This window comes from Blastomonas sp. AAP53, from assembly GCF_000331245.1.
Lineage (GTDB): Bacteria > Pseudomonadota > Alphaproteobacteria > Sphingomonadales > Sphingomonadaceae > Blastomonas.
Genome location: NZ_ANFZ01000018.1, coordinates 181,319 through 197,558, shown reverse-complemented (window position 1 = coordinate 197,558; position 16,240 = coordinate 181,319). Strand labels below are relative to the sequence as shown.

At 63.4% G+C, this 16,240-nt stretch carries 16 protein-coding genes; 13 read left to right on the top strand and 3 right to left on the bottom strand.

What is annotated here, in order from left to right; translation table 11 throughout:
* Positions 1-129: 129 nt before the first annotated feature.
* Positions 130-1,467, top strand: coding sequence for a dicarboxylate/amino acid:cation symporter (locus tag D618_RS0114845; RefSeq protein ID WP_017672325.1), 1,338 nt, complete (start codon positions 130-132; stop codon positions 1,465-1,467).
* A gap of 13 nt (positions 1,468-1,480) precedes the next feature.
* Here D618_RS0114845 and D618_RS0114840 read toward each other — a convergent pair whose 3' ends face one another.
* Both D618_RS0114840 and D618_RS0114835 read right to left on the bottom strand, forming a co-directional pair.
* Positions 1,481-1,828, bottom strand: coding sequence for a GntR family transcriptional regulator (locus tag D618_RS0114840; RefSeq protein WP_017672324.1), 348 nt, complete (start codon positions 1,826-1,828; stop codon positions 1,481-1,483).
* A gap of 64 nt (positions 1,829-1,892) precedes the next feature.
* Positions 1,893-2,573, bottom strand: coding sequence for a L,D-transpeptidase family protein (locus tag D618_RS0114835; RefSeq protein WP_017672323.1), 681 nt, complete (start codon positions 2,571-2,573; stop codon positions 1,893-1,895).
* 328 nt (positions 2,574-2,901) lie between these two features.
* Here D618_RS0114835 and rimP point away from each other — a divergent pair, with 328 nt between their 5' ends.
* The 9 genes from rimP (at position 2,902) to D618_RS0114790 (ending at position 10,803) form a co-directional block, all read left to right on the top strand.
* Positions 2,902-3,480: a ribosome maturation protein RimP gene (gene rimP, locus D618_RS0114830; protein WP_017672322.1), complete on the top strand. Its 579-nt coding sequence runs from the start codon at positions 2,902-2,904 to the stop codon at positions 3,478-3,480.
* Positions 3,481-3,482: 2 nt separating this feature from the next.
* Positions 3,483-5,120, top strand: a complete 1,638-nt coding sequence (gene nusA, locus D618_RS0114825; protein WP_017672321.1) for a transcription termination factor NusA — start codon at positions 3,483-3,485, stop codon at positions 5,118-5,120.
* Positions 5,101-5,808: a DUF448 domain-containing protein gene (locus D618_RS0114820; protein WP_017672320.1), complete on the top strand. Its 708-nt coding sequence runs from the start codon at positions 5,101-5,103 to the stop codon at positions 5,806-5,808. The genes nusA and D618_RS0114820 overlap by 20 nt, the downstream gene beginning before the upstream one ends.
* A gap of 94 nt (positions 5,809-5,902) precedes the next feature.
* Complete coding sequence (infB, locus tag D618_RS0114815; protein ID WP_017672319.1) at positions 5,903-8,479, top strand: translation initiation factor IF-2; 2,577 nt, start codon at positions 5,903-5,905, stop codon at positions 8,477-8,479.
* 65 nt (positions 8,480-8,544) lie between these two features.
* The gene (gene rbfA, locus D618_RS0114810) at positions 8,545-8,967 is read left to right on the top strand and encodes a 30S ribosome-binding factor RbfA (RefSeq protein ID WP_017672318.1); all 423 of its coding nucleotides are present in this window, start codon (positions 8,545-8,547) and stop codon (positions 8,965-8,967) included.
* Between the two features lie 31 nt (positions 8,968-8,998).
* Positions 8,999-9,280 (top strand): AbrB/MazE/SpoVT family DNA-binding domain-containing protein, encoded by a 282-nt coding sequence (locus D618_RS0114805; protein ID WP_017672317.1) that lies wholly within the window; start codon positions 8,999-9,001, stop codon positions 9,278-9,280.
* Positions 9,240-9,686 (top strand): type II toxin-antitoxin system VapC family toxin, encoded by a 447-nt coding sequence (locus D618_RS0114800; RefSeq protein WP_081590541.1) that lies wholly within the window; start codon positions 9,240-9,242, stop codon positions 9,684-9,686. Before D618_RS0114805 ends, D618_RS0114800 begins: the two co-directional genes overlap by 41 nt.
* A complete protein-coding gene (locus D618_RS0114795) occupies positions 9,686-10,261 on the top strand; it encodes a thymidine kinase (RefSeq protein ID WP_017672315.1) in 576 nt (191 codons plus the stop codon). The genes D618_RS0114800 and D618_RS0114795 overlap by 1 nt, the downstream gene beginning before the upstream one ends.
* The gene (locus tag D618_RS0114790; RefSeq protein ID WP_017672314.1) at positions 10,258-10,803 is read left to right on the top strand and encodes a GNAT family protein; all 546 of its coding nucleotides are present in this window, start codon (positions 10,258-10,260) and stop codon (positions 10,801-10,803) included. Before D618_RS0114795 ends, D618_RS0114790 begins: the two co-directional genes overlap by 4 nt.
* Here D618_RS0114790 and D618_RS0114785 read toward each other — a convergent pair.
* The gene (locus tag D618_RS0114785; RefSeq protein WP_017672313.1) at positions 10,800-12,218 is read right to left on the bottom strand and encodes a hypothetical protein; all 1,419 of its coding nucleotides are present in this window, start codon (positions 12,216-12,218) and stop codon (positions 10,800-10,802) included. The genes D618_RS0114790 and D618_RS0114785 overlap by 4 nt on opposite strands.
* Before the next feature lie 69 nt (positions 12,219-12,287).
* Here D618_RS0114785 and truB point away from each other — a divergent pair, with 69 nt between their 5' ends.
* From truB to pnp, 3 genes are all read left to right on the top strand, one after another.
* Positions 12,288-13,277, top strand: coding sequence for a tRNA pseudouridine(55) synthase TruB (gene truB, locus D618_RS0114780; protein WP_017672312.1), 990 nt, complete (start codon positions 12,288-12,290; stop codon positions 13,275-13,277).
* A 21-nt stretch (positions 13,278-13,298) separates the two neighbouring features.
* Positions 13,299-13,568 (top strand): 30S ribosomal protein S15, encoded by a 270-nt coding sequence (rpsO, locus tag D618_RS0114775; protein ID WP_026091721.1) that lies wholly within the window; start codon positions 13,299-13,301, stop codon positions 13,566-13,568.
* A 211-nt stretch (positions 13,569-13,779) separates the two neighbouring features.
* On the top strand, positions 13,780-16,125 hold the full coding sequence (gene pnp / locus D618_RS0114770) for a polyribonucleotide nucleotidyltransferase (RefSeq protein WP_026091720.1): 2,346 nt from the start codon (positions 13,780-13,782) through the stop codon (positions 16,123-16,125).
* Positions 16,126-16,240: the final 115 nt, after the last annotated feature.

Below are 16,240 nucleotides of genomic sequence, written 5' to 3'. Positions count from 1 at the left end.
GCATTCCGGTGGTTCGGTCATACCCCCCTGAAACGTTACAGCCGTTCGTCGCGAATATGGCAAAACCGATCGGTCAGGCTTGCGCCTTCTCAAGTTGGCCATCTGCGCGCGGGGTGATAGTCGGGGGCGATGACCATCTCTGCCAATCCGCCTTCTCCCCTGCCGACGCGGCCGCCGCGCCGCTGGTATGCGCAGCTTTATGTGCAGGTGCTCGTCGCCATTGTCTTGGGCGTTACCCTTGGGCATTTCGCGCCGGAGACGGGCGCGACGATGAAGCCGCTGGGCGATGTGTTCATCAAGCTGGTGAAGATGGTGATCGCGCCGGTGATCTTCCTGACCATCGTCACCGGGATCGCCGGGATGCGCGATCTGGCGAGCGTCGGGCGCGTCGCGGGCAAGGCCTTTGCCTATTTCCTGACCTTCTCGACACTGGCGCTGATCCTGGGGCTGATCGTCGCCAATGTCGTCCGCCCCGGCGACGGGCTCAACATCGATCCGGCGACGCTCGATGCCAGCAAGGTCGGCGAGTTCACCGCCAAGGCGCAGGACAGCTCGATCACCGGCTTTCTCACCAGTATCGTGCCCGATACCTTCCTCGCCGCGCTGAGCAGCGGCAATCTGCTGCAGGTGCTGTTCGTCTCGATCCTGTTCGGCGTCGCGCTGGCGATGATCGGCGACAAGGGCAAAAAGCTGTTCGATCTGCTGGAGGATGCCTCGATTGCGTTCTTCAAGCTGGTCGGCATCGTGATGAAGGTCGCGCCCATCGGCGCTTTCGGCGCGATGGCGTTCACCATCGGCGAATATGGCATCGGCACGCTCGCCAATCTCGCGGCGCTGGTGGCGACCTTCTATGCGACATCGCTGCTGTTCGTGCTGCTGGTGCTGGGCCTGGTCGCACGCGCATGCGGGTTTTCGATCCTCAAGCTGATCGCCTATCTGCGCGCCGAACTGCTGCTGGTGCTGGGCACGTCATCCTCGGAGAGCGCGCTGCCATCGCTGATCGAGAAGATGGAGCGCGCCGGATGCCCCAAGACCGTGGTCGGCCTGGTCGTGCCCACAGGCTACAGCTTCAACCTCGATGGCACCAATATCTACATGACGCTGGCGGCCTTGTTCATCGCGCAGGCGTGCAATGTCGAACTGTCGCTGGGCGAACAGTTGCTTCTGCTTGGCGTGGCGATGATATCCTCCAAGGGGGCTGCAGGTGTCACCGGTGCAGGCTTCATCACGCTCGCCGCCACGCTCTCGATCGTGCCTTCGGTGCCGGTCGCGGGCATGGCGCTGATCCTGGGGATCGACCGCTTCATGTCCGAATGCCGCAGCCTCACCAACTTCATCGGCAATGCGGTGGCAACGGTGGTGGTCTCGAAATGGGAGGGCCGACTGGACAAGGAGCAGTTCGACCTTGCACTGGCCGATCGGCTGCCACGCGTCGAGGATCTGCCCGAGGACGCGGTCGACCCCTGAGCGGGATCGCCCGTCAGGCCTTCTCGTCGGCCAGCAGCGTGCCGGGCGACAGGCCGATACGCCGCATCTGGAGCAATACCGGGGGCCAGACGTGCTGGAGAAAGTCCTCGCGTTCCATCGACCGCAATTTATCGACCGCGCCGCTGGCGACATACATGCCGACCCCGCGCTGGACTTCGACCAGGCCCTGGTCCTGGAACATCTGATAGGCCTTGGCGACGGTCAGCGGATTGGCCTGTTGCTCGGCTGCAAACGCACGGACGGACGGAAGCATGTCACCCTCGGCATAAACGCCGTCAAGGATCGAGGCCGCGATAATGTCGCGCAGCTTGAGATACACGGGTTTGCTGTTGTCTGCCATCACTGCTTCACTGCCATAATACAGCGTGTCAGGTCAAGCGCATTTACCCGGTGTCACATGCCTGTCAGACGCCAGAGACAGCATCGCCCACGTTGATTCGCTGACCCTGAGTGATGATCACGACATCACCCAGCTTGACCTGCTCGAACAGCATCTTGGCAAAGGCGGTCGGCACGCCGATGCAGCCGCGGGTGCCATAGCCCCATTCGACATCGCTGCCATGGATGGCAACGCCATCGTTGGTCAGCCGCATCATGTAAGGCATCGGCGCGTCATAGAGGTTCGATACGTGATCGGCGTCCTTTTGCGTGATCGGGAACGCGCCCAGCGGCGTGGGCTTTTCGGGCGTGCCGTACAGGATGACCGCCACACCGATTTCATGACCGTCGCGGAAGACCGACAGCGTCTGCGCCTCGATGTCGACGGTGATCAGCAGCGGGCCATCAGCAGGCGCGCGGCTTTCATCCCAGTAGTAATTGCCATGGCCCAGCGGCCCGTCGATGGTCATCACGCTCTTGATCGCATAGCCGGCCTGCTCGGGCGTGGTGATCTGCGATGCAGCCGTGGTGAGCGCGGGCGCTGTCTCGCCAGTTGCCGCCATAGCCTGCGATCCGGGCAACGCCGCCTTGACCGCCGGCTGGATCGCCGCATCACCCGGCGCGCTGGTCAGCATGGCGGTGACGAGTAATCCGATGCCCGCCAGAATGCCGCCGCCGGTGATCTGCCTTGCACTGGGCCATTTCATGTTCGACGCGCTCCCGCTTTCATTCGCTTGTTCGCCGCAGCAACGCGACATTTACGAAACGCTAACCAATTGTGCGGCGAATCGCCAGCGCAGCCTTGGGCCCGTCCCCCTGCGGGACGGTGCCGGAGCAACGGGTTAACGCCGGTGGCAACCACGATGCGCCTGCGTTTCAGCCGGCACATATGACTTGCCTAACAGGGCACTTGCACCTATATGGCGATCCATCCCGACATGGTTGTTGAAGCTTGACGGGCTGGCGCCACTGGGGGCCGGCACCACACCGCTTTTGCTGCCATTTCATCTTGATGCCTAATCTGGAAGCCCGCCTTTGACTGATCTTGCCGCCGTGTCTGCCCTTGTCGAACCCGAAGCCAACGCGCTCGGCTTCGATCTGGTACGCGTGCACCTGTTCGGCGCGGGCGATGAGCGGACTCTGCAGATCATGGCCGAACGGCCCGACACCGGCCAGCTCAACATCGACGATTGCGCCAGCCTGTCGCGGCGCATTTCCGAAGTGTTCGACGCGCTGGAAGAGGCCGGCAAGGATCCGGTTCCCGGATCGTACCGCCTGGAAGTCAGCTCGCCCGGCATCGACCGTCCGCTGACCCGGCTGAAGGATTTCGGCAACTGGCTGGGGCAGGAAGCCCGGCTGGTGCTGCACGAGCCCGCACAGGGCCGCAAGCAGCTGACCGGCGATCTGCTGAGCCTGGAAGGTGACATGATCACCGTGCAGGACAAGAAGACCGGCGCGGTCACCGTGCCGCATTCGAACGTGATCAGCGCCAAGCTGATGCTGACCAACAAGCTGATTGCCGCCACCCGCCCGCTCGATACCAGCGGCGCGGATGACATCGAAGAATTTGACGAAACCCCCGAAATTGATGCTCTCGAAGAACAGGAAGACTGACCATGGCCAGCGCCATTTCCGCCAACAAGGCTGAACTTCTCGCCATCGCCAACTCGGTGGCGACCGAAAAGATGATCGACAAGTCCATCGTTCTCGAAGCGATGGAAGAGGCGATCCAGCGCGCTGCCCGTGCTCGCTACGGCGCAGAGAACGACATCCGCGCCAAGCTGGACGCGAACAGCGGCGATCTTCGCCTGTGGCGCGTCGTCGAGGTGGTCGAGACCGTCGAGGATTATTTCAAGCAGGTCGATGTCAAGGCCGCGCAGAAGCTGCAGGCTGGCGCCGTGGTCGGCGATTTCATCGTCGATCCGCTTCCCGCCGTGGACCTGGGCCGCATCGATGCGCAGGCCGCCAAGCAGGTGATCTTCCAGAAGGTCCGCGACGCCGAGCGCGAACGCCAGCACGAGGAGTTCAAGGACCGCGTGGGTGAGATCATCACCGGCGTCGTCAAGTCGGTCGAGTTCGGACATGTCATCGTCAACCTGGGCCGCGCCGAAGGCGTCATCCGGCGCGAACAGCAGATCCCGCGCGAAGTTGCCCGTGTCGGCGACCGCATCCGCGCGATCATCCTCAACGTCCGCCGCGAAAACCGCGGACCGCAGATCTTCCTCAGCCGCGCGCACCCCGATTTCATGCGCAAGCTGTTCGAACTCGAAGTGCCCGAAATCTACGACGGCATCATCCAGATCAAGGCCGCCGCGCGCGATCCGGGCAGCCGCGCCAAGATCGGCGTGATCAGCTATGACAGCTCGATCGATCCCGTCGGCGCCTGCGTCGGCATGAAGGGCAGCCGCGTGCAGGCCGTCGTGCAGGAAATGCAGGGCGAAAAGATCGACATCATTCCCTGGTCGGAAGACACCGCGACCTTCGTGGTCAACGCGCTGCAGCCCGCAACGGTCAGCCGCGTGGTGATCGACGAGGAAGAAAGCCGCATCGAAGTCGTCGTTCCCGACGATCAGCTATCGCTCGCCATCGGCCGTCGCGGCCAGAACGTGCGTCTGGCCAGCCAGCTCACCGGCTCTGCCATCGACATCATGACTGAGGCCGAATCGAGCGAGAAGCGCCAGAAGGAATTCACCGAGCGTTCCGAGCTGTTCCAGAACGAGCTCGACGTCGATGAAACGCTGTCGCAGCTGCTGGTTGCCGAAGGCTTCAGCGAGCTGGAAGAAGTGGCGTATGTGTCGCCCGACGAGCTTTCGAGCATCGAAGGCTTCGACGACGAACTGGCCGCCGAACTGCAGAACCGTGCGCAGGAAGCCCTGGATCGTCGCGAAGAGGCCTCGCGCGAGGAACGTCGCGGCCTGGGTGTCGACGATGCGCTGGCCGAACTGCCGCACCTCACCGAAGCCATGCTGGTGACGCTGGGCAAGGCGGGCATCAAGACGCTCGACGATCTGGCCGACCTCGCCACCGACGAGCTGATCGCCAAGAAGCGCGTCGAACAGCGTCGCCGCGACAATTCGGCACCGTCGAACAAGCGCCCCGAAGACAAGGGCGGCGTGCTGGCGACCTATGGCCTGAACGAAGAGCAGGGCAACGAGATCATCATGGCCGCCCGCGCGCACTGGTTCGAAGACGAAGACGCCGTCGAGTCCGGTGCCGAAACCGGGGAGGACGCGAATGCGGAAACCTCCCAATGACACGGTTGCTGATCTAGCAGCCGACGCGCCTACCCCCTCTGCCGACACCGCAGAAGGTCCCATTCGCCGCTGTATTCTCAGTGGCGAGCGGGATGAGCGCGCGCATCTGATCCGCCTGGCGATCAGCCCCGATGGCCTGGTCGCCCCCGATGTGCGCGCCAAGGCGCCCGGACGCGGCGCGTGGATCGGGGTCAATCGCGCCGGCCTTGAAGAGGCGATCGCCAAGGGCAAGCTCAAGGGCGCGCTGGCCCGCGCGTTCAAGACCGGCCCCATCACCATTCCCGACGATCTTCCGCAAGCCATCGAGGAAGCGCTGACCCGCGCGCTGCTCGATCGGCTGGGACTGGAGGCGCGATCGGGCACATTGCTGACCGGATCCGACCGGATCGCCGAGACCGCCAGGCGCGGCAAGGTCGAGATGCTTTTGCACGCCAGCGACGCTGCAGCGGACGGCAACGGCAAGCTGGACCAGGCCTGGCGCGTAGGCAGCGAAACCGAAGGCAGCGGCAATCGCGGCATTGTATTGCCTGTAGACCGCACCCGCCTGTCTGTGGCATTGGGGCGCGACAACGCGGTACATGTTGCGCTGACCGATCATCGCGCCGCCGCGCGCATTGACCAGTTTCTTGGCCGATTGCTGCATTTCAAAGGGGAGGGGGCTGAACCTGCCCCCGGAATGACGATCTAGCGCGCATTGGCGTGCGTGGATCGCCCCACGCGGACCGGTGATGTGCCAGCGCATCGCCCGACGTGACGTATTTATTGAGGATTGAGTCTGTTCGATGAGTGAAGATACCGAAAACAAGCCGACCCTGGGTCGCAAGCCTTTGGGGCTGAAGCGTTCTGTCGAGGCAGGCGAAGTCAAACAGACGTTCAGCCATGGCCGCACCAACAAGGTCGTGGTCGAAGTGAAGCGCCGCAAGCTCGTCGGCAAGCCGGGCGATGCGCCTGTCGCCGCCCCTGCTCCTGCGCCCGCCCCGGCACCTGCGCCCGCACCTGTTGCTGCAGCCGCTCCGCCGCCGCCACCGCCGGCACCTCGCCCGCAGCCGACCACGATGGCCAGCCGCCGCGAGCTGCAGGAACGACTGCTGCGCGAGGCGGAAGAAGCGCGTCTCAACTCGCTGGAAGACGCTCGTCGCCGCGAGACTGAGGAAAAGCAGCGCGCCGCCGAGGAAGCCCGTCGCCGTGCGGAAGAACAGCGCAAGGCTGCCGAAGCGCCGGCTCCTGTCGAAACCCCGGCTGAAGCAACAGCAGCAGAACCGGTTCAGGCCGCGCCCGCCCCTGCCGCGACCGAAGCCAGCGCAGAACCTGCCCCGGCAGCGACCGAGCAGGCCAAGCCCGCCGCCGAAGCGCCCCGCGCTGCTCCGCCGCCGCGTCGCTTTACGCCGGTGGCCCCTGCCCCGCGTCCGGAAATCAAGCCTAAGAAGACGACCGGTGCCAAGGTTGTCGACAACCGTCGCCAGTCGGGCAAGCTGACCGTCAGCAAGGCGCTGAACGAAGGCGATGGCGGTGCCCGTGCCCGCAGCCTCGCCGCGCTCAAGCGTGCGCGCGACAAGGAGCGTCGCCTGCACATGTCCGGCCAGAGCCGCGATGCACAGCCCAAGCAGGTGCGTGACGTTGTCGTGCCCGAAGTGATCACGATCCAGGAACTGGCCAATCGCATGGCCGAAAAGGGTTCCGATCTGGTCAAGTCGCTGTTCAAGCTGGGCATGATGGTCACCATCAACGAGGCGATCGATCAGGACACCGCAGAACTGCTGGTCGAGGAATTCGGCCACAAGATCACCCGCGTGTCGGATTCCGATGTGGAAATCGATCATGACGCCGATGTCGATGCCGATGAGACGCTGTCGCCGCGTGCGCCTGTCGTCACCATCATGGGCCATGTCGACCACGGCAAGACCAGCCTGCTCGATGCCCTGCGCGGCACCGATGTGGTTGCTGGCGAAGCCGGCGGCATCACCCAGCATATCGGCGCCTATCAGGTGCAGGTGGCATCGGGCGACAAGATCACCTTCCTCGACACGCCGGGCCACTCGGCCTTCTCGGAAATGCGTGCGCGCGGTGCCAATGTCACCGATATCGTCATCCTCGTGGTGGCGGCCGATGACGGCCTGATGCCGCAGACGATCGAGGCGATCAACCACACCAAGGCGGCCGGCGTGCCGATGATCGTGGCGATCAACAAGGTCGACAAGGATGGTGCCAACCCGCAGAAGATCCGCGAACGCCTGCTCGAGCACGAAGTCATCGTGGAAGCGATGTCGGGTGAAGTGCAGGACGTGGAAGTTTCCGCGCTCAAGAAGATCAACCTCGAAGGGCTGGTCGACAAGATCCTGCTGCAGGCCGAACTGCTCGAACTGAAGGCCAACCCCGATCGCGCGGCAGAAGCCGTGGTGATCGAGGCCAAGCTGGACAAGGGACGCGGCCCCGTGGCGACCGTCCTGGTGCAGCGCGGAACGCTCAAGAAGGGCGACATCTTCGTCGTCGGCGAACAGTCGGGCAAGGTCCGGGCGCTGATCAACGACAAGGGCAAGCAGGTCAATTCTGCAGGTCCCTCGGAGCCTGTCGAAGTTCTGGGCCTCACCGGCGTGCCGTCTGCGGGCGACAAGCTGACCGTGGTCGAAAACGAGCAGCGCGCGCGTGAAGTCGCCGATTACCGCCGCCAGAAGGCGCTCGAGAAGCGCACGACGATGGCACCGGCCAATATCGACACGATGTTCTCTTCGCTCGCCGCCAACCGCGCCAAGGAATATCCGGTGCTGGTCAAGGGCGATGTGCAGGGATCGGTCGAAGCGATCGTTACCGCGCTCAACAAGATCTCGACCGACGACATCAAGGCCCGCGTGCTGCACGCTGGCGTGGGTGCCATCACCGAGTCCGACGTGACCCTGGCCAAGGCGTCCAACGCACCGATCATCGGCTTCAATGTCCGCGCCAATGCGCAGGCACGGGCGCTGGCGACGCGCGATGGCGTTCGGTTCAAGTATTTCGACATCATCTATGACCTGCTCGACGATATTCGCGGCGAGATGGCCGGGGTTCTCGGCCCAGAGCGCATCGAAACCATCGTCGGCCGTGCGGAGATCAAGGAAATCTTCCCCGCGGGCAAGAAGGACAAGGCAGCCGGTCTGCTGGTCACCGACGGCATCATGCGCAAGGGGCTGTATGCCCGTATCACGCGCGACGATGTCATCGTCAGCAAGACGGTCATCGCCTCGCTGCGTCGCTTCAAGGACGATGTCGCCGAAGTGCGCACGGGTCTGGAATGCGGCGTCGTGCTGCAGGATACGAACGACATCAAGCCGGGCGATATCCTCGAGACGTTCGACGTCGAAATGCGCGACCGGACCCTGTAATTCGTGACCTCCGCCGCCTGCTGATCCCATGGATCGCAGGCGGCGGGGCGTCGTGAAAGGACATTATGGCCAAGCATAACGATACCAGCCCCGAAGGGCGTTCCGTGCGCGTACTGCGCGTGGGCGAACAGGTGCGCCACGTGCTCTCCGAGCTGCTGGCGCGGGGCGAGGTGCACGACAAGGTGCTGACCGCAACCACCATCTCGATCACCGAAGTGCGCATGTCCCCCGACCTGCGCCACGCAACCGTGTTCGTGAAACCCCTGCTGGGCAAGGACGAGGAGGTGGTGCTGAAGGCATTGCGCACCAACACCGCCTATTTCCAGAAGGAAGTCGCCGCGCGTATCCGCACCAAATATGCGGCCAAGCTCAAGTTTCTCGGCGATGACAGCTTCGACACCGGCAGCCATATCGACAAGCTGCTCAGCGCGCCCAAGGTGGCGCAGGATCTGGGCAAGGATACGGGCGAGGACGTGGCCGAAGATTGACGTCTTACCGGGTAAGACGTATTCTGTGCAGATGAACGACGTTACCCGCCTCTCGGCCAAAGGCCAGATCGTGATCCCGAAGGACGTTCGGGATCGGCTGGGTTGGGTTCAGGGACATGATCTGGAAGTCATCCCGATGGGCGACGGTGTGATGCTTCGCCCCGCCACTCGACCAAAAAAGAAAACGATCGAGGAAGCAACGAGAGAGCTGCGGCAGATGTACCAGCATGAAGGTCCGCCGATACCGATCGAAAAGCTAAGCTGGTCGCCCGATGTCGATGATCCCGACATGGACGTGGCTTTCTCTCGCTGACGCTGTGCGCGCCGTTGATACCAACATTCTGGCACGCTGGCTGCTCGGCGATGATCCTGTCCAGACGCCAGTCGCCTTGAAGGTGTTGAGCGAACCCGCGCATGTCTCGCTGACGGTACTGACGGAGCTCGGCTGGGTCTTGGAAAAGGCGTTGCGCATTCCAAGGCCCATCGTTGGCAGCATGCTCGAAAAGGTTATCGACCTGGAACATGCGCAGGTGGATAAACAGCCATCTGTGCGTTGGGCGATCGAGCGGTATCGCCAAGGTGCGGATTGGGCCGATATGATGCATCTCGTGGCCGCTGCGGGCGCAGCCCCGGTTTTTGCAACTTTCGACAAAAGCATTGCCCGCGATGCCGGGGAAAAAAGCCCTGTCCTGATCGACACTCTTCGAGAAGCTCCCTGATGGCCAAGCTCTATTTCTACTATGCCTCGATGAATGCGGGCAAATCCTCCACGCTTTTGCAGGCGGCGTTCAATTACGCGGAGCGCGGCATGCGCGCGATGCTGTGGACGGCGGCGCATGACGACCGTTTCGGCACCGGGCAGATCACCTCGCGGATCGGGCTGCAGGCGCCTGCGCACCTGTTCGAGGCGGAAACCGACATCTTCGCAGCCGTCGCGCTCGACCTTGCGTCCGCGCCGCTCGATTGCGTACTGGTCGATGAGGCCCAGTTCCTTACCAAGCCACAGGTCTTCCAGTGCGCGCGCATCTGTGACGAACTCAAGATCCCGGTGCTGTGCTATGGCCTGCGCACCGATTTCCAGGCCGAGCTCTTCCCCGGCAGCGCGCAGCTGCTGGCGATCGCCGATCACCTCGTTGAGCTGAAAGCGGTGTGCGAGTGCGGCGCCAAGGCGACGATGAACCTGCGCGTCGACGACAGCGGCCAGGCGGTGAAGACCGGCGCGCAGACCGAGATCGGCGGCAACGACCGCTACATCGCCTTGTGCCGCAAGCACTTCATGGCAAAAATGGCATGAATGCGCTGGAGACCCTTCTGGAAGATGGCGATGTTCGGCTCGAGCCTCTGGCCGCGCGCCATATCGAACCTCTGCGCGCAGCCTGCGCGCGCGATCATGACATCTGGCAGATCTATCCGGTCTCGATGCTGGGCGAGCATTTCGACCCGTCGATGGCGCAATACCGCGCCTATCCCGGCTGGGTGCGCTTTGCCGTGCTGCATCACGGCGAGGTGGTGGGCATGACCAGCTATATCAGCCCCGACCTGCCCAATCGCGCGCTCGAAATCGGCGGCACCTATATCGAGCCTTCGGTGCGCGGCCCCAATGGCATCAACCGCACCATGAAGCGGCTGATGATCGATCATGCCTTCGCCTGCGGGTTCGAGCGGATCGAGTTCCGCGTCGATTCCCGCAACCTGCGCAGCCGCGCTGCCGTGCTGAAGCTGGGCACGCAGCAGGAGGGCATCCTGCGCCGCAACCGCATCACCTGGACCGGTCATGTCCGCGATACCTATGTGTTCAGTCTTTTGAAGGACGAGTGGCCGAGCCCAAAGCCCTAGGCGGCGGCGCGTGCGCTGAGCAATCCCGCCAGGCTGTGTCCACGCCGGTCGGCATCGGGAGCCGGTAACTCCATCAGATCCATCATCGTCGGGTAGATATCGAGGATCGACACCGCTTGCGTATGCTTCACATGTGCGCCGGTCGCGATCCACAGCGATCCCGAAGGGCTGTGACAGCCGCTCTTCACGCCCTCCATTGCGTACAGCAGCGACCCGATGGTGATCGCCTCGCCAGTGGCGGTGTCGGTCATCGCGGTTTCGGCATCGATCTGCCAGCTGATCTGGCACCCGAAGTACAACGCATCCGCATCGCCATCGTCGCGGGTGGCGAACACCTGATAGCCATCGGCGAGCGTGAACGCTTTGAGCCGGGCCTTGGCCGCAGCGCGCGCCTTCTGGCTGTCGAAGCGCAGCATGTACTGGTGCGTCATCGTCGGGTCCGCCGACCGGCTGACGATGCCGCACCGCGCCAGAAACGCTTTGTGATCGCGCAGCCGCAGGAAGTGCTGGCCGCCCTGGTTCTCGTAGCGCGCGAACGGCTGCTGACTGAGCGCGGTCTGGAACACGATCATTGCATCGTGCTTTTCCGCCAGATCGATGAACCGCCCGACCATGGCATCCATCGCGACATAGCCGTCATAGATCGCGGATTTATAGCGCGCGGTCTCTTCCGCACCCGGTTTCACCGTGAACGAATCGGGATCCATGTGCCGCCAATAGCTGTGCTGCAGATGGGCGACCGAATTGGCGAAGAAGCTGGCAAAGCGCGGGCGGATGCGGCGGTAATAATGCGAGAACACGTCGTACTGCAGCGCATCGAGGATCGCGACGCGCGCATGGCTGCCGGCCTTGCCCAGCTTTTCGCCCGCCAGTTGCGAGGTGATGCGCAGCACCGTCGCCGCCGACAGCCCATGCGTCAGTGCAAAGCGCAGGAACGCGGCATAATCGGTGGCTGACAGCCTTTTCGCCGCATTGGAATATTCGCGGACATTGTGGCCGACAAAGCGGTTGTAGATATTGAGCTCGGGCGGAAAGGCATCGCCCTGCTCGCTCCACGGATCGCCGACATATAACGATCCCGGCCTGGCGAACGGCCGCGCATTCATGCTGGCGAAGTTCATCACCGCAGACCCTGCATCGCTGACCGTCTGCCAGATGTCGCGATGCGCAGCGCCGCGGCCGTCGGTCAGGCGAAACACCTTGTGCTGGTCATATGAAAGTCCGGTGTGGATCGAGTACCACTGGATCCAGGGCTCCAGCTCTTCGGGGCTGTGCGTGTCGGCCTGAGTCTCGAAGACATGGCTGCGCGCGTGCAGCCGCCGGAAGTTGGGCAGCGATCCGTCCGCCATCCAGCGATCGAGCAAGGGCGCGCACAGTTCGTTGAGTTCAAGCGACAGGATCGGGCGGTTGGTCATGGCACCGGGAGTTAACAAAGCCGCGTTGGCATTTGGTTAAGCAGGCCAAGGCTGCTAACGGCGCTGACGATGCACGGATGGATCATATTGGACAAGCCCTATGGGCTGGGCTCGACCGACGCGGTGACCGCGGTCAAACGCGCGTTTCGCGCCGGGGGGCATGGCAAGGTCAAGGTCGGCCATGGCGGCACGCTCGACCCGCTGGCGACCGGCGTGCTGCCGATTGCGCTGGGCGAGGCGACCAAGCTCACCGGCCAGATGCTCAACGGCGACAAGACCTATGACTTCACGATTGCCTTCGGGGTGCAGACCGACACGCTCGATGTCGAGGGCAAGCCGGTGGCGCACAGCGATGTGCGACCGACGCTGGACCAGATCGAGGCGGTGCTGCCGCGCTTCACCGGGCCGATCGAACAGGTGCCGCCGGCCTTCTCGGCGCTGAAGGTGGACGGCAAGCGCGCGTACGATCTCGCGCGCGCGGGCGAAGACGTGGAGCTGGCGAGCCGGGCGGTGACGGTGCACAGGCTCACCATCCACGCACCTTCCCCGCTCCCCCGCGAAGGCGGGGGCCCATCTCCGGACGGTGCACCCGACGCAGACGCTCAGGTGATGGGCCCCTGCCTGCGCAAGGGACCCGGCGATGGAGCGATCGAAGAGATCACCCTCACCGCCTTGGTCTCCAAGGGCACCTATATCCGCTCCCTCGCCCGCGACATCGCGCAGGCCTTGGATACCGTCGGCCATGTCACCATGTTGCGCAGGACGCAGGCCGGGCCGTTCGGCCTTGCGCAGGCGATTTCGCTGGACATGTTGGCCAAAATCGGCCAAGGCGCGGCCGCAGAAGACATAATCTTGCCATTCGAGGCAGGGCTGGACGACATCCCGGCTCTAGACCTCACTCCCGATCAGGCAAGGCGGCTCCAGATGGGGCAGGTCGTGACCGGGATTGCCGCACACGATGGGCGATATTGGGGGCGTGGGAGTGATGGCACTCCACTCGCACTCGTTTCGCTTTCGGACCATGAGCTCCGGGTCGTGCGTGGCTTCAACTTTGGATAGATGTTCGAGGACAAAAGACACATGACGATTACCGCAGAACGCAAAGAAGAAGTCATCAAGGAACATGCGCGCGAAGCCGGCGATACCGGTTCGCCCGAGGTACAGGTCGCGATCCTGACCGAGCGCATCAACAACCTGACCGACCACTTCAAGGCGCACCACAAGGACAACCACTCGCGTCGCGGCCTGCTGATGATGGTCAACAAGCGGCGCTCGCTGCTGGACTATCTGAAGAAGAAGGACGCCGCCCGCTACAGCGACCTGATCGCCAAGCTGGGTCTTCGCAAGTAAGAATTCTCGAACGGCCCCCCAGCGGGGCCGTTCGTTTATCCGCGCCCCTGAAATTTGCCGGGCGCGGCACTCACGGACCTTCCCCGCAATGAGGCGGATGAAGGCCAGCCGGGGCAGCAGAACAGCCCCGAACCGCGCCAGACCGGTCAGTCTGGCACCAGAAGAGGCCCCGGTCCGCAATAGGGCGCATCGGGTTCGATAAGGAAAATCCATGTTTGACGTAAAGACTGTAGAAATCGAGTTGGGCGGAAAGACCCTCAAGCTCGAAACGGGCCGTATTGCCCGTCAGGCCGATGGCGCTGTGCTCGCCACCTATGGCGAAACCGTGGTGCTGTGCGCCGTGACCGCCGCCAAATCGGTGAAGGAAGGCCAGGATTTCTTCCCGCTGACCGTTCACTATCAGGAAAAATTCTCCGCAGCAGGCCGCATCCCCGGCGGCTTCTTCAAGCGTGAGCGCGGCGCGACCGAAAAGGAAACGCTGACCAGCCGCCTGATCGACCGCCCCGTCCGTCCGCTGTTCCCCGAAGGTTTCTACAACGAAATCAACGTGATCGCACAGGTCCTGTCGTTTGACGGCGAATCGGAGCCCGATATGGTGGCGATGATCGCAGCATCGGCTGCGCTGACGCTCTCGGGCGTGCCCTTCATGGGCCCGATCGGTGCAGTCCGCGTCGGTTATGCCGAAGGCGAATATCAGCTCAACCCGTCGATGGAGCAGGTCAAGGCCGGCGAGCTCGATCTCGTTGTCGCCGCCACGCACGACGCCGTGATGATGGTCGAATCGGAAGCCAAGGAGCTTTCCGAAGAGGTCATGCTGGGCGCGGTCGAATTCGCTCATGAAGCGTGCCGCGACATCGTCGGTGCGATCATCAAGCTGGCCGAGCAGGCTGCCAAGGAGCCTTGGGAAATGGCCGCTCAGGCTGATCTCTCGGCTGCCAAGCAGAAGCTGCGCGACCTCATCGGTGACGACATTGCCGCAGCCTACAAGCTGACCGACAAGTCGGCCCGCTCGAACGCGCTCAACGAAGCTCGCGCCAAGGCCAAGGCAGCATTTGCCGACGCCACACCGCAGGACCAGATGGCCGCCAACAAGCTGATGAAGAAGCTGGAAGCGGAAATCGTGCGCGGTGCCATCCTCAAGGACGGCAGCCGCATCGATGGCCGTACCACCACGCAGATCCGTCCGATCGAAGCGATGGTCGGCTTCCTGCCCCGCACCCATGGTTCGGCGCTGTTCACCCGCGGTGAAACGCAGTCGATCTGCACCACCACGCTGGGCACCAAGGACAGCGAGCAGATGATCGACGGCCTGACCGGCCTGTCGTACGAGAGCTTCATGCTGCACTATAACTTCCCGCCCTATTCGGTCGGTGAAGTCGGTCGCTTCGGCGCGCCGGGTCGTCGTGAAGTCGGCCATGGCAAGCTCGCATGGCGTGCGCTGCACCCCGTGCTGCCCACCAAGGACGAGTTCCCCTACACGATCCGCGTTCTGTCCGACATTACCGAATCCAACGGCTCTTCGTCGATGGCCACGGTGTGCGGCGGTTCGCTCTCGATGATGGACGCAGGCGTTCCGCTCAAGCGTCCGGTATCGGGGATCGCGATGGGCCTGATCCTCGAAGGCACCGAATTTGCCGTTCTGTCCGACATCCTGGGTGATGAAGATCACCTCGGCGACATGGACTTCAAGGTGGCTGGCACGTCCGAAGGCATCACCACGATGCAGATGGACATCAAGATCGCCGGCATCACCCGCGAGATCATGGCGCAGGCGCTGGCGCAGGCCAAGGAAGGCCGTGCGCACATCCTGGGCGAAATGGCCAAGGCGCTCGACAGCACCCGCACCGAGCTTTCGGCGCATGCTCCGCGCATCGAGACCATCCAGATCGACAAGTCGAAGATCCGGGAAGTCATCGGCACCGGCGGCAAAGTGATCCGCGAGATCGTCGCTGAAACCGGCGCCAAGGTCGACATCGACGACGAAGGCCTGATCAAGATCAGCTCGTCCGACGTCAACCAGATCGAAGCCGCCAAGAAGTGGATCCTGGGCATTGTGGAAGAGGCCGAAGTCGGCAAGGTCTACAATGGCAAGGTCGTGAACATGGTCGATTTCGGCGCGTTCGTGAACTTCATGGGCGGCAAGGACGGCCTGGTCCACGTTTCGGAAATCCGCAATGAGCGGGTCGAGAAGGTGACCGACGTCCTGACCGAAGGCCAGGAAGTGAAGGTCAAGGTTCTCGAGATCGATCCGCGCGGCAAGGTCCGCCTGTCGATGCGCGTCGTCGATCAGGAAACCGGTGAAGAGCTGGAAGACACCCGCCCCGCCCGCGAACCGCGCGAGCGCGGTGAACGTGGCGACCGTGGTGATCGCGGCGACCGTCGCCCCCGTCGTGACGGCGATGGTGGACGTGGTCGCGGTGGTGACCGTTCGGGCGGCGGTGATCGCGGTGGCGAGCGTACCGGCGGTGGCCGTGGCCGCGGCCGTGCAGAAAGCGGCGAAGGCGGCAACACCGGCGGCGACGCTGGCCTGCCCGACTTCATCACCGGCGACAACTGAGACTAGCAGTTCGCTGCTAGCGTCGCGGGCTTGCCCGTGATGCTGAAAGACCGGCTGGAAGCATCGCGCTTCCGGCCGGTTTTTTGTTTGGGTGCGGGCCAGATTGACGCGACCT